Source organism: Streptomyces sp. NPDC001194, assembly GCF_042896985.1.
GTDB lineage: Bacteria > Actinomycetota > Actinomycetes > Streptomycetales > Streptomycetaceae > Streptomyces.
This window is the reverse complement of the sequence record NZ_JBIAXU010000003.1, coordinates 539578-552160: the sequence shown is the minus strand read 5'-3', so window position 1 is coordinate 552160 and position 12583 is coordinate 539578. Positions and strand designations below refer to the sequence as shown.

Genomic DNA, 12583 nt, shown 5'->3' with positions numbered 1-12583 from the left:
CCGACCTTCTCCGGGCGGGCTGTCACCGCTGTGTGGTGAGCCTGTGCCCCGTCTGTGAGTCCGTCCGGGACTGCACCCGCGACTCCACCCGGGGGTCTGTCCAGGAGTCCGCCCGGCAGCCCGGCCTGGAGTCCGCCCGGGAGTCCGCCCGGGGGCCCGTCCTCGGGGTCTGGTCCGGCGCGAGCGGGAGCAGGACCTCGAAACAGGTGCGCCCGGGCTCGCTGTGCACGTCGACCTGTCCGCCGTGTGCCGTCACCACGGCCTCGACGATGGCCAGCCCCAGGCCGGTGGAGCCCGCGGCCCGGGAGCGGGAGGCGTCGCCGCGGGCGAACCGTTCGAAGACGTGGGGGAGCAGGGCGGGCGGGATGCCGGGGCCGTCGTCCTCGATCCGCAGCCGGACGGCGGATGTTTCACGTGAAACATGGGCCGTGACGGTGGTGCCGGGCGGGGTGTGCGTGCGGGCGTTGGCCAGCAGGTTGACCAGGACCTGCTGGATCCGGGCCGGGTCGGCACGGACGGGCGCGGGCTCGTCGGGTAGCCGGAGGCGCCAGTGGTGCTCGGGTCCGGCGGCCCGGGCGTCGCTGACGGCGTCGACGACGAGCGGGGCGAGGTCGGTGTCCTCCGAGCTGACCGGGCGGCCCGCGTCGAGCCGGGCGAGCAGCAGCAGGTCCTCGACGAGGCCGGTCATCCGGGTCGCCTCGGACTCGATGCGGCCCAGGGCGTGCCGGGTGTCGGGGCCGGGCTCCTCCCGTCCGCGGCGGGTCAGCTCGGCGTACCCGCGGATGGAGGCCAGGGGAGTCCTCAGCTCGTGGCTGGCGTCCGCGACGAACTGGCGGACCCGGGTCTCGCTCTGCTGGCGGGCCGTGAGGGCGGAGGAGACGTGTCCCAGCATCCGGTTGAGGGCGGCGCCGACCTGGCCCACTTCGGTGCGGGGGTCGGCCTCGGCCTCCGGGACCCGTTCGTGGAGGGCGGGTTCGCCGCTGTGCAGGGGGAGTTCGGAGACGCGGGTGGCGGTGGCCGCCACCCGGCGCAGCGGGCGCAGGGCGACCCCGACCAGGGCTTGTCCGGCGAGTGAGGCCGCGATCAGACCGGCGAGGGTGACGAAGACCTCCACGGCGATCAGCGTGCTCACGGTGGAGTCCACCTCGGCGAGCGGGAAGCCGAGGACCAGGCGTCCGTCCGGGGCGGTGAGCACCCGGTACGCGCCGAGGTCCGGAAGGTCCAGGTTCACGGGGCCGGGCGCGCCCTGTGCGGCGGCCTTGCGGGCGGCTCGGGCCAGGGTCTCGGTCTGGGCCTGGGTCAGGCGCTGGATGTGGTCGTACCCGGGCCCGCCGACGGCGGCGCTGCGTGCCGTGCTGGCGACCGTGCCGTCGGCGAGGAGCCGGATCCCGGCGGCGCCCAGCGGGGTGCCGGGGGCGAGGACGAACTTGTCGTCCTTGTCGCGGAGCGCCTTCTCCTCGAGGGGCTTGCGGATGCCCATGTCGACGGAGACCCTCAGCTGGTCGTCGAGCTTGTCGACCAGGTACGAGCGCAGCGCGAGGGTGGTGACGGCCCCGATGGCCGTGCCCACCACGGCGATCAGCGCCACCGCCGAGACGACGAGCCGGGCCCGCAGGGACCAGGAGCGGACCGGGCGGAAGGGGCGGGGCAGGCGGAAGGCGGGACGCGGCCGCGGCGGGCGGAGGGCCACTACTCGGCCGGCTTGATCAAGTAGCCGGCGCCGCGCCGGGTGTGGATCATGGGCGGGTAGCCGGGGCCGCTCTCCAGCTTGCGCCGCAGGTAGGAGATGTACAGCTCGACGACATTGGCCTGGCCGCCGAAGTCGTAGGACCACACCCGGTCCAGGATCTGCGCCTTGCTCAGCACGCGCCGCGGGTTGCGCATCATGTAGCGCAGGAGCTCGAACTCCGTGGCGGTCAGGTGGATCTCCCGGCCGCCCCGGGACACCTCGTGGCTGTCCTCGTCGAGCCGCAGATCACCGACGGCCAGGACGGAGCCCCCGCGGGCCGCGTGCGCCGCGCCCGAGCGGCGGACCAGGCCGCGCAGCCGGGCCACGACCTCCTCCAGGCTGAAGGGCTTGGTGACGTAGTCGTCGCCTCCCGCCGTCAGGCCCGCGATGCGGTCCTCGACGGAGTCCTTGGCGGTCAGGAACAGCACCGGGAGCTGCGGGATCTCCCGGCGCAGCCGGCCGAGGACGGCGAGTCCGTCCATGTCGGGAAGCATGATGTCGAGGACCACGACGTCCGGCCGGAACTCCCGCGCGGCCCGGACCGCGCCGGCCCCGTCGCCCGCGCTGCGGACTTCGCAGCCCTCGTAACGCAGGGCCATGGAGAGCAGCTCCGAGAGGGAGGCCTCGTCGTCGACGACGAGCACCCGGCAGGGGCCGCCGTCGGGCCGGACGAGGGCCGTCGGGTTGCTGGTGGACGTGGACGCATGGGAGGTGGTCGTCGCAGTCATGCGACCACGCTGACCGCGGCCTCTGAGAGCGTTCTTGTCCCTACCTGTGAATTTCCTGAGAAACCCCGAGCGACGCCGGGCCGGCCGCTCAGGCCAGACGGAACAGCCGGGCCCCGTTGTCGTGACAGACCGCGCGCAGCCAGTCGTCGCCCAGGCCCAGCCGTTCCAGGGCCTCCAGCTGGTGCTCGTACGGGTAGGGGATGTTCGGGAAATCGGTGCCGAGCAGGATCCGGTCGCCCAGGTCGGCGAGCCGCCCGAGCTCCGTCTGCGGGAAGCCGCGGAACCGCTCGGAGAAGTCGGTGAAGGCCATGGTGGTGTCGAGGCGCACCGCGGGGTACCGGTCGGCGAGGTCGAGGAAGTCCGCGTACTCGGGCATGCCCATGTGCGCGACGATCAAGGGCAGCCGGGGGTGCCGGGCCAGCAGCCGGGCGACCGGCTCGGGTCCGGTGTGCTTGGCCGGGACCGGCCCCGACCCGCAGTGGATCACCGTCGGGATGTCCGCCTCGGCGAGCAGCCCCCAGACCGGGTCGAGCCGGTCGTCGTTCGGGTCGTACCCGCCGACCTGGAGGTGGGCCTTGAAGACCCGGGCTCCGGTCTCGACGGCCTGCCGGACGTACGCCTCGGCCCCGTCCTCCGGGAAGAAGGTTGCGGTGTGCAGGCAGTCGGGGGTCCGGGCGGCGAAGTCGGCGGCCCAGGAGTTGAGCCAGGCGGCCATCGCCGGCTTGTGCGGGTAGAGCATCGAGGTGAAGGCGCGGACCCCGAACTCCCTCAGGAGCGCGACCCTCTGCTCCTCCTCGTGCCGGTAGGTGATGGGCCATTCGACACCGCCCAGCGGCCCGAAGGCGTCGAAGTAGTCCCACACCTTCGCCAGGACCCGCTCGGGCATGAAGTGCGTGTGGACGTCGACCAGTCCGGGCAGCCCGAGCCGCTCCCGGAAGGCGTGGACCGCGTCAGTCGTTGCGGGCAAAGCCGTGGCTCCGTTCGACGGTCGCGACGTGCAGGGTGTAGCTCTCGTACCAGTCGGCGCGGCCCCGCTTCATGGCCGCCTGGTGCTCCAGGTTCTGGCGCCACTCGCCGAGGGACTCGTGGTCGCGGAAGTAGGCGACGGTGATGCCGAGGCCACCGGGGGTGCGGGCGGATTCGTAGCCAAGGAAGCCCGGATTCGCGGCCACGATCTCGTTCATCCGCTGATTGGTCTCCGGGTATCCGGTGTCGTCCGGCATGCGGATGTTGCTGAAGACCGCCATCACGTACGGCGGTTCGAAGGCGGGTACGGGCTGGATGCTCATGCCCACCACCTTCCGCAGCGGCGCCCCGGCATGTCCACCGGAAAGGGGGCGGGGAGCGCAAAGGGATCCAAGTTTTGACCTTGGACGCCCTGCCTCCGCCGGTGTGGCCACCCGCTGCTCAGAACAGCCCGTCCTGCCCGCCGGGCCCGGCGGGCGGGGGCAGCTCGGCCACGGGCACGGCGGTCGCGGCGTCGGCGGCGGGGGCGACGAGCTCCCAGCCGGCGAGCAGCCGGGTGTCCACCACGAGCCCGTCCGCGAAGTGCAGATCCGGACCGGCCGCGCCGGCGAGCGGGCCGACGACCGCCCCGCCGGGGACCATCGCGGTGATCACCCGCGCGGGAGCGGGCAGCCCGTCCAGCCCGAACGGGCCGGCGTGATCGGCGATTTCACACTCCATCCGCTCCAGCGACTCCGGCCAGCCCTCCAGGGCCGCGGCCCGGGCGTGCAGCTCGGCGACCTCCCGGGCGCGGTCGGCCGGCGCCGGCAGGTGACCCCGTACGGCGCGTTTGCGGGCGTACGCGATCCGGTCGGGCACCCCGAGGGCGGCGCGCAGCAGCTCCTCGGTGCGTCGGGTGGCCATCAGCGGCCCCCGACCCAGCCAGGTCCATGTCACCGCCCCCTGCTCCAGCAGCCGGGCCGGGCCGCGCTCCTCGGCGGTGATGCCGACCTTGACCATCTCGGGCCCGAACCAGGCCAGGTAGACGCGGTAGGTGCGCGGGTCGGCGGCATTGGTGTCGGCGGCCACCGAGAACGAGCGGTCCAGACGGGCGCATTCGGGGCACTGGGCGTTCGCGGCCCGGCCGGGAACGGTGGCGGCCGTGGGGCACGGGGTCCGTTTCCCGGCCCGTCGCACACCGAGGCAGTGCCGCTCCCCGCGGGCCGCGAAAGCCAGCTGCCGTCCGTACGCGAGCGGGCTGCTGCGCTCACCGCGGCCCTCGGCCCACCACCCGATGGCGGGGAGGCCGTCAGTCCACCGGATCCCGGTGCACCGCCAGGTCACAGCGGGAGCGGCCGCTCGAAGAAGGTGTCCAGCACGACGGTGGCGTGCGTACCGCTGACGCCGTCGACGGCGTAGAGGCGGCGCAGGACGTCCTGGAGCTGCTCGGTCGAGGCCGTGCGCACCTTGACGAGGACGGAGGCGCTCCCCGCGATGATGTGCGCCTCCTGGATCTCGGCGATCGCCTCGAAGGCCGCCTTCGAATCCCCCATCCAGGCGTTGGAGTCGACCATCACGTACGCGAGCACCCCGCTCCCGACGGCCGCGGGATCCACCTCGACCGTCGTGCGCCGGATGACCCCGCGCTCGCGCAGCTTGCGTACGCGCTCGTGGGTGGCCCCGGCCGACAGCCCCACGGCGGTGCCGAGGGCGGCGTAGGACTGGCTCGCGTCCTGCTGCAGGCGCAGGACGAGCGCCCGGTCGATGTCGTCCACGCGATCTTCCTCCCACATCCCCTGAAACCTGGAGCCGACAGTACAGGATCCTGAGATCTCACCGACAGGCCGAACCAAATTCAGCAGGTAGTCCGCCAGGAGGGAGAGCGCCACCCACAGAACCGGCTACCGGGCGACGAACTGCGTGAGGATCGCCTGCACCTCGTAGATGTCCACACCCTTGGTGAACGTCTTCTCGATCGGCGCAGCGCTCCCGGAGAGCCAGATCTTGAGCTCCGCGTCGAGATCGAAGTGCCCGGCGGTCTCCACGGAGAAGTGCGTGATGCTCCGGTACGGGATGGAGTGGTACTCCACCTTCTTCCCGGTGAGGCCCTGCTTGTCGACGAGCACGAGCCGCCGGTCGGTGAACAGGATCGTGTCGCGTATCAACAGGTACGCGGCGTGCACCTGCTCCCCCTGCCCGAGCAGCCGCGCGTAGTCCCGCTGCGCCGACATCGGATCGACCGTGTGCGCGTTCCCGAACAGCCCCATGACAGTCCCCCTCTCGCGGCCCGACCGTTCCGAACCGTCTCCAAGGACCGTATCCACGCCCGGCCGGCCGATCATCCCCCACAGGACCGACCGCCACCCCTGAAGAACCCCGAGACCGCCCTCCCCACCGAGAAGGACACCGGGGAACGCAAGAGGCCCCCCGGCGAACCGGGGGGCCTCTCCTGCTGTGCACTCGGCAGGATTCGAACCTGCAACCTTCTGATCCGTAGCTCTAGCCAGACCGGTCAGCGACGGCCATACCGGCTACTTGACGACCATGCCGGGACCCTGAGGGTCAAGCGCGGTTGCCATGGTTGCGGTACGCCACTGCTGTACCTCCCCCTGCAAGCGCGGCCGAAATGGCCAACAAGTCGGCGTAAGCCCCGACGGCTTCGCCCATCGAGGGCCACACGATCATCACGATGATGATCACGGTGATAACCCAGTACTTACGCGGGGGGTTTGACAGTCCCCATAGGGAAGGGGTCACACTCATCACTGAGCCTCCATGGCTTAGTGCCCACCCGACTGCGCCACGCCGCCAAGCCAGGAGCAGTCTGGGTGGGCTTTTCCTGTTGCCACATGATGCGGATGCGCACCTCCTATTGCCAACCCGCGCTGAAACTGCAACTGGCCATGTTGTTGGTGTTGTTGACGTCACTCCGCAGTCGCCCAAGCGCGCTTTCTGTACACCACGTCCGAGCGCCCGACCTGCGGCGATGCGAGCCCCCTTCCGGCCCATAGCACACGCACCTGACACCACGCCGAGACGAGAGACGCAGGTCACAGCATAAAATGGGGTCGAATAGCTCTCCATGTGACATTTCGCAGTGACGTAACTCACAAACCGTGGGTGGGGCGGGTGCCGCGCCTCTATGCCGCCCCGGCCACATCGCGCCCTGCTGTCATCCCGTCTGCCGTCGTCCCACACGGAGTGGTAGCAGGGCAGTCGCCAGGGGCCCAGGTGGAGCGCCCTGCTGGACGAACGACCTGGGCCCCTGGTGGCTGGTCTGCTACGGCTTGCCCTGGGGCGACGGCAGACGGGATGACAGCCCCACCCCGAACCACAACGCGCCTGCGGCCGCATGGCGGGCCCCCGCATCCCGGAGTCGGAGCGCCCCCGCCGGAGGCATATCGGTGAGGGATGGAATCCGCGGTCGGTCGGGGCTCGACTCATGCCCTTGGGCCTATCCCGTCTTGCAGGGGCGGGCGTCGGCGCAGCGGGGGCGGAGCGGGCCGAAGGCAGGAGCGTCGCCCCGAGCGGAGCCGGGAAGCCCGCCCGGCGGAGCGGAGCGCAGCCGGGTGCTTGATGAGGTAGAGAAACCTGTAACAGGTCCCCCGCTGATCCTCGGCTACGCCGTGGTGAGTGCGTCGGCGATGGCCTGCATGTCGTCCGTTACGGCATCGGCTCCCGCGTCCGCGAACAGGGCGGCCTTGTGGGGCTTGTTGGCGTAGCCGATGACCGTCGTCCCTGCGGCATGAGCGGCCTGGATGTCCGTAAGCGAGTCACCGATCAGGGTGCAGTGTGTGACATCCACCTGCATCTGGTCTGCCGCCCCGATCAGTGGGAACGGGTTCGGCTTCATCAGGTGCGGCTGCCCGGACGGTCGACCGATGACCTTCACGACGTATCCCCCCAGCCCGTGCTTCTCCAGGAAGCGCTGGACGCATTCCGCGGAGTTGTTGCTCACCACCGCCACCGGCCGCCCCGCGGCACGCGCGGCCTGAAGGGCTTCCACCGCCCCCGGGGTCGGCGGGCCGGCCAGCGCCACGGCTTCGACCTCGGCCGCCGTCAGGGCCTGCTCCACCGTCCGGCCGGTTTCGTCACCGGCCTCGTGCGCGATGCGCATGACCTCGATCGGATCGTCGGTCTCGGCGGCCTTGGCACCGGCGGCCTCGTCCTGGGCTGCGAGCAATGTGGTGAGCTGCTTGGCGACTTCCGGGGCGGGCAGCCCGGCGAACACGTCGCACACGGGCCCGTCGAAGTCGAAGAAGATCACGCGCGCGTTCGCCAGGACCCCCGAGAGACGGTCATCGTGCGTCAAGGTCGAAGTCCCTTCCGATGGTCTCCCACACGCTGTCGAACCACATGCGGGCTTGCTGGACCTGCTGCGCCCCACTGGAAGACTCGCCGTCATTGATCGAGTGGTGAAACAGGGTGGCGTCCTTGCCTACAAGGTCGTAGATCTCGATCGTCTCGCCCTGGGCGACGACCTTGTTGGGGCGGATCGGGTAGTACCCGAAGAACGCGTCTTCGTTGTTGATCACGTAGAGCTTGAAGAACTGCGTACCGCTGTGGACACGGACGCTGATCTGCGTCTCGGCTACGAGCCCAAGGTGCTCCAGCTCGGTGATCGCGTCACGAATGCTGCGGGTGTAGCTGACCATGATGTCGTGCATGCGGTCGCGGAGCCGCTTGTCGTCCGCGCCGTCGTCCTTGCGTACCGGCGCCGCCTGGGGCACCGACATGTCGGGGACGAGTATCCGCATGGTGATGCTCGACGGCGTGAGCCGACCGACCCGGATCTTGTCGAGCGGCTCCTGAAGCGCCCCATGCAGGGTCTCGCTGGAGAAACCCGCGAAGTCGATCGTCACGCGGTCCTTGGCGAAAGCCTGCTCGACGTACGGGCGCAAGCCCGCCGGCCGTTCGGTCCGGTTGCGCACATAGACACCGCTGCCCTTGCGGGAGACCACCAGGCCCTCATCTTCGAGGTCGCGCAGCGCGCGCTGAATTGTCGCCCGAGCGAACCCGTAGTGCTCCGTCAGCTTCGCGTGAGACGGGAGCTTCTCACCAGGGCCCAGCTTTCGAGTTCGGATGGCCGCGCTGAGGCTGCTCGCCACCTGCTCGTACGGGGCTCGGTCGTCGTCTGGGTCGAGGGGCTCGGGGACAAAGGTCATGTGGTCGATGGTAGGCGACACCCCCCAAGCGGGACAGCCATGCCAGTCATGTTGTTGACATGGCTAGCCATCTCTCCTATCTTCGAGATGTGACCAACCGGGATAGCCAAGTTGGTCATCTAGCTTCCTGCTGGCATCTCTGAAGGAGAAACCATGCCGTCGTTCAAGGTGGACACGTCGACCGCCGTGGTGTTCGTGGCCACGGCCCCTACCCCGAAGCTCGTGAGCAAGCAGACCGGCGAGCGTGCGATGGACCGGGAGACTGGTGCCGGGCTGTCCACGGTGGGCCTGCTGATCTCGGACGATGGGGAAGGCACCCTCTGCCAGGTGACCGTTCCGGAGACCGGTCTCCCCGCGGGCCTGATGCCGGGCACGGTGGTATCGGTGATCGGTCTCAGGGCCCGCGACTGGGAGAACACCTCCAACGGTCAGACGCGGCACGGCATCGCGTTCCGCGCCGTCGCCCTCACCGTCGGGGTCTGACCATGACCGACCTGTCGACGTTATGGGAGGTCGGCCTACCCCTCGCTACAGCGGGTGGTGGTCTCGGATATGCGAAGGTCCGTGCGCCCCGCGTGTTCTGGGCCGTAGCCGGTCTGCCCGTGGCGCGGGTTCGGTTCGCGGTGACGTACCGGGCCACGATGGACGTATGCGGGCTGACGGTCCAGCCGTCCCGCCTGCGGGCGTTCCTCATCCGCAACGTTGCCCGCCGCAGTGACGTACAGCCCGTACCGCCGAAGGTCCGCCGCGTACGCGGTTCCTCGACCGGCATGCGGGTCACCCTGCGCCTGCCGGCCGGACTGGAGCCCGCAGACGTGGTCGCGGCTTCCGAGCGGCTGCGGCACGCCTGGGGCGTCCACTCCATCACCGTCTTCGAGACCAAGCCCGGGTTCGTCGAGCTCCGGATGACCGGGTACGACGTACTGCGCCGGGTGAAGATGCCGCGCAAACTCCCCTCCGGGCCCATGACCGTTCCCGTCGCGCTCCGGGAGGACGGCACCGCGTTCGTACGGGACTACCTGAAGGTCCCGCACGCGCTGACACTCGGCGCCAACCAGTCGGGCAAGTCCATGTACCAGCGCAACCTGGTCGCAGGCCTCGCCCGGCTACGGGTCGCCCTGGTCGGCATCGACTGCAAGCGCGGTGTCGAGCAGCGGGGATACGCACCCCGGCTGTCGGCGCTGGCCATGACCCCCGAGACGGCATCCGGGCTGCTGGATGCGCTGGTGGGCGAGATGGAAGACCGTTTCGATCTGCTGAGCGACTACGGGGCCGCCGATGTGTGGGCGCTGCCCGAGGATGTTCGTCCGGTGCCGATCGTGGTGCTCGTGGACGAAGTCGCGGAACTGTTCCTCGTGGCCAGCAAGAAGGAAGAGGACCGCCGGGACCGGATGGTCATGCAGTTGATCCGCCTCGGGCAGATGGCCCGCGCGGCCGGAATGTACCTGGAGATCTGCGGCCAGCGCTTCGGCTCCGACCTCGGCAAGGGCGCCACCACGCTGCGCGCCCAGCTCACCGGCCGCGTCGTCCACCGAGTCAACGACAAGCAGACCGCCGACATGGGCCTGGGCGACATCGCTCCGGACGCGGTCATGGCCGTAACGGCGATCCCGCCCGACCTGCCCGGCGTCGCGGTGGCCGGCGACTCCTCCGGCGGCTGGTCCCGCATCCGTACGCCCGAGCTGAACGCGGCCAAGGCTGCTGCGGTCTGCGCCGAATACGCGTACCTGACACCGGCCCTTCCGGCCCTCGCCTCATACCGGCCTGTGGTCTCCGCCTCAGCCTGGTCCGCCGGGTCCGCCCCGCTGACGAAGCCGACTCCGGCGACGCCGTAGCAGTTCTCTCCCCCTCGGTCGGCGTGACCATCTCGCGCCAGGTCCCTACCCGACCCATGCCCGAATCCGAAGGGAACCGCCATGAGCACTGACACGAAGCCGTCGACCCGACGGCCGCGTTCGGCCAAGCCCGCTCCCGTCCCGCCGTCCTGTGACACCTGCGACGGAACGGGGGAGACCACGACGACCGTCCGGGTCGGGCGCAAGCGCCGGGAGATCGGCGCCACACAGACGGGGCTCTGCCCGAGCTGCCTCGGCACCGGAACCGCCTGACTCGAATCCTCCCGAAAGGAGGTGACTCGTGTTCCGCACCCTCCGCCTCGACGCCGTGTTGATCCAGGCCGTCATCGCCGGTGCCCTGTCCTTCGCCCACCTGCACGATCTGGCTGCGGCGGCCGGACAGGACGGCTGGAAGGCGTGGGCCTACCCGGTCAGCGTCGACCTACTGCTGGTCGCCGCATGGCGCCGGATGCGCACCAACGCAGAGAACCGCGACGCCTGGCTCTGGTTCGCCATCGCCCTCGTCGCCTCACTCGGCGCCAACGTCGCCACCGCCGGACTGCTCGACCTGCACAACGTCCCGCCCTGGCTGCGCATCCTCGTCGCCGGATGGCCCGCACTCGCCTTCCTCGGCGGCACCCTCCTCGCCCACGCACCCACACCGGCACCGGAGCCTGTGGATGCGCCCCACGTCGAACCCGTTCCGGACCTGACCGTGGAGCGGGACCCGGAACCGGCTCCCGAACTGCCGCCGGCCGAACCCGCCCCGGATCACGTACCGCCACAGCCCGCCCTCACGCCGTCCGCAGTACCTGTTCCGCCCGCGCTGCTCGACCACGCCCGAAAGATTGCGGACGCCCATCAGGCACAGACCGGCGCCCCGATCGACGCGGCAACCCTGCGCAGCCGCCTCGGCGTCCCGCCCGCTCTGGCGGACTCGATCGCCCTCCAACTCGCCTGACAGAAGGGAGATAGACCCCGTGCGCCCGAACCGCTTCTACAACGTCGCCCGCTTCGGACCGGTGCGTGTCGGCACCCACCACGACGGCCGGGGCCGTACCAAGCACACCGCCGTGTGCACCGCTCCGGGCTGCGACTTCTCCGCCGACTACTTCACCCGTGCCAGCGCCGAACTCGCCGCCCGCACCCACCGCTGCAAGGCCTGAAGGGAGATCCGTTCATGCTCACGCCGAAGTACCCGAAGCCCGACACCTACACCCCGGTCCACCCGGTCCCCGAACCCGCGGCGGTCCCCATGCCGACCGCCCCGGCCCCGGCCCCCGTTCCGACTGCCCGCCCGAGCGTCCAGCTCACGCCCGGCAGCGTCGCTGCCCTCGTCGCCAGCGGCGGGGCGGTGGTCCTGGTCGTCGGCGCCGTACTCGTCTCCATGCTCCTCGCCGTCGCCATCACGGCCGCCTCGGTCGCCGTGTGCGCCGTCGTCATCCGCTCCCTGCTCAACAACCCGAAAGGTCACTGACATGGGCATCTTCAGCCGCAAGAACAGCACCCCCGAGCCCGCCCGCAACGAAGAGATGGCCGAACTCGGCCGTGAGTACGCGATCGCCCGCCGCCACCGCGACACCAAGGCCATGAACCGGATCATGCGGCAGGTCGGCAACGACAAGGACGTGACCGACCTCAGCGACTTCCGCGACGGCCAGGAGTCCTACGACTCCATCCCGCCCATCCCGCGCAGTCGCAACCGCCGCCGCTGAACGGCACCGGGGCGGCTCTCTCGCCAAAGATCCGCCGCCCCGGTGCCTGCAACCACTTCCAGATCCAACGGACCCGAAAGGGAAGCCTCATCATGCCCCAGCACGCCCAGGCCAAGCCCGTCTGCCGCGACTGCGACGGCTTCGCCACCGCGACGATCACCACCGGCACCCGGACCCCTGACGGCGCCAAGGCCACGGTCAGCGTCAACTGCCCGGCCTGCCGCGGACTCGGCCGCACCATCCCCGCCATCCGCGTCCGCATCGGCAGGTGAGCGCCGTGCCGAACCTCGCGCCCACGGCCGCCACGCCCGGTCTGCACGTCAGCAAGCCCTCCCCCTCAGAGCCCGCCACCGCCTCCGCCGTCTGCCACTGCGGTGCCATTGCTGCCGCCAAGGGAGACGCACAGGTCAGTGCCCTGGTCTCCGGTTGGAACGCCAACCACGGCTCCGCCCATAGGAAGTGAGCA

At 70.5% G+C, this 12583-nt stretch carries 19 protein-coding genes; 9 read left to right on the top strand and 10 right to left on the bottom strand.

What is annotated here, in order from left to right; translation table 11 throughout:
- Positions 1 to 22: 22 nt before the first annotated feature.
- From ACFY1T_RS10625 to ACFY1T_RS10580, 10 genes are all read right to left on the bottom strand, one after another.
- Positions 23 to 1651, bottom strand: a complete 1629-nt coding sequence (locus ACFY1T_RS10625) for an ATP-binding protein (RefSeq protein WP_390787905.1) — start codon at positions 1649 to 1651, stop codon at positions 23 to 25.
- Between the two features lie 38 nt (positions 1652 to 1689).
- Entirely contained in the window at positions 1690 to 2457 is a 768-nt protein-coding gene (locus tag ACFY1T_RS10620) for a response regulator transcription factor (RefSeq protein ID WP_030857904.1), read from the bottom strand.
- Positions 2458 to 2545: 88 nt separating this feature from the next.
- Positions 2546 to 3424, bottom strand: a complete 879-nt coding sequence (locus ACFY1T_RS10615) for an amidohydrolase family protein (RefSeq protein WP_390787826.1) — start codon at positions 3422 to 3424, stop codon at positions 2546 to 2548.
- Positions 3408 to 3746, bottom strand: a complete 339-nt coding sequence (locus ACFY1T_RS10610; protein WP_030857902.1) for an antibiotic biosynthesis monooxygenase — start codon at positions 3744 to 3746, stop codon at positions 3408 to 3410. The genes ACFY1T_RS10615 and ACFY1T_RS10610 overlap by 17 nt, the downstream gene beginning before the upstream one ends.
- 118 nt (positions 3747 to 3864) lie before the next feature.
- Positions 3865 to 4746, bottom strand: a complete 882-nt coding sequence (locus tag ACFY1T_RS10605; RefSeq protein WP_390787825.1) for a DUF2797 domain-containing protein — start codon at positions 4744 to 4746, stop codon at positions 3865 to 3867.
- The gene (locus ACFY1T_RS10600; RefSeq protein WP_030857900.1) at positions 4743 to 5177 is read right to left on the bottom strand and encodes an Lrp/AsnC family transcriptional regulator; all 435 of its coding nucleotides are present in this window, start codon (positions 5175 to 5177) and stop codon (positions 4743 to 4745) included. Before ACFY1T_RS10600 ends, ACFY1T_RS10605 begins: the two co-directional genes overlap by 4 nt.
- Before the next feature lie 126 nt (positions 5178 to 5303).
- Positions 5304 to 5669, bottom strand: coding sequence for a PH domain-containing protein (locus ACFY1T_RS10595; protein WP_053692457.1), 366 nt, complete (start codon positions 5667 to 5669; stop codon positions 5304 to 5306).
- A 295-nt stretch (positions 5670 to 5964) separates the two neighbouring features.
- Positions 5965 to 6102 carry a hypothetical protein gene (locus tag ACFY1T_RS10590; protein ID WP_390787824.1) on the bottom strand — a complete coding sequence of 46 codons (138 nt, stop codon included), beginning with the start codon at positions 6100 to 6102 and terminating at the stop codon, positions 5965 to 5967.
- 919 nt (positions 6103 to 7021) lie between these two features.
- Positions 7022 to 7714, bottom strand: a complete 693-nt coding sequence (locus ACFY1T_RS10585) for an HAD family hydrolase (RefSeq protein WP_390787823.1) — start codon at positions 7712 to 7714, stop codon at positions 7022 to 7024.
- The gene (locus tag ACFY1T_RS10580) at positions 7701 to 8567 is read right to left on the bottom strand and encodes a GntR family transcriptional regulator (RefSeq protein ID WP_390787822.1); all 867 of its coding nucleotides are present in this window, start codon (positions 8565 to 8567) and stop codon (positions 7701 to 7703) included. The genes ACFY1T_RS10585 and ACFY1T_RS10580 overlap by 14 nt, the downstream gene beginning before the upstream one ends.
- A 153-nt stretch (positions 8568 to 8720) precedes the next feature.
- Between ACFY1T_RS10580 and ACFY1T_RS10575 the strand changes: the two genes are divergently transcribed.
- The 9 genes from ACFY1T_RS10575 to ACFY1T_RS10535 all read left to right on the top strand — a co-directional run bounded on the left by ACFY1T_RS10575 (position 8721) and on the right by ACFY1T_RS10535 (position 12580).
- The gene (locus ACFY1T_RS10575) at positions 8721 to 9050 is read left to right on the top strand and encodes a hypothetical protein (RefSeq protein WP_390787821.1); all 330 of its coding nucleotides are present in this window, start codon (positions 8721 to 8723) and stop codon (positions 9048 to 9050) included.
- Between the two features lie 2 nt (positions 9051 to 9052).
- Positions 9053 to 10402, top strand: a complete 1350-nt coding sequence (locus tag ACFY1T_RS10570) for an FtsK/SpoIIIE domain-containing protein (protein ID WP_390787820.1) — start codon at positions 9053 to 9055, stop codon at positions 10400 to 10402.
- A gap of 81 nt (positions 10403 to 10483) precedes the next feature.
- On the top strand, positions 10484 to 10675 hold the full coding sequence (locus ACFY1T_RS10565) for a hypothetical protein (protein ID WP_390787819.1): 192 nt from the start codon (positions 10484 to 10486) through the stop codon (positions 10673 to 10675).
- A gap of 28 nt (positions 10676 to 10703) precedes the next feature.
- A complete protein-coding gene (locus ACFY1T_RS10560; protein WP_390787818.1) occupies positions 10704 to 11363 on the top strand; it encodes a DUF2637 domain-containing protein in 660 nt (219 codons plus the stop codon).
- A gap of 19 nt (positions 11364 to 11382) precedes the next feature.
- The gene (locus ACFY1T_RS10555) at positions 11383 to 11568 is read left to right on the top strand and encodes a mobile element transfer protein (RefSeq protein WP_053688359.1); all 186 of its coding nucleotides are present in this window, start codon (positions 11383 to 11385) and stop codon (positions 11566 to 11568) included.
- A 14-nt stretch (positions 11569 to 11582) separates the two neighbouring features.
- Positions 11583 to 11879, top strand: a complete 297-nt coding sequence (locus ACFY1T_RS10550; RefSeq protein WP_390787817.1) for a SpdD protein — start codon at positions 11583 to 11585, stop codon at positions 11877 to 11879.
- 1 nt (position 11880) lies between these two features.
- Positions 11881 to 12117 (top strand): hypothetical protein, encoded by a 237-nt coding sequence (locus tag ACFY1T_RS10545; protein ID WP_383337016.1) that lies wholly within the window; start codon positions 11881 to 11883, stop codon positions 12115 to 12117.
- Positions 12118 to 12209: 92 nt separating this feature from the next.
- Positions 12210 to 12389, top strand: a complete 180-nt coding sequence (locus ACFY1T_RS10540; RefSeq protein WP_390787816.1) for a hypothetical protein — start codon at positions 12210 to 12212, stop codon at positions 12387 to 12389.
- A 5-nt stretch (positions 12390 to 12394) separates the two neighbouring features.
- The gene (locus ACFY1T_RS10535; RefSeq protein WP_390787815.1) at positions 12395 to 12580 is read left to right on the top strand and encodes a hypothetical protein; all 186 of its coding nucleotides are present in this window, start codon (positions 12395 to 12397) and stop codon (positions 12578 to 12580) included.
- Positions 12581 to 12583: the final 3 nt, after the last annotated feature.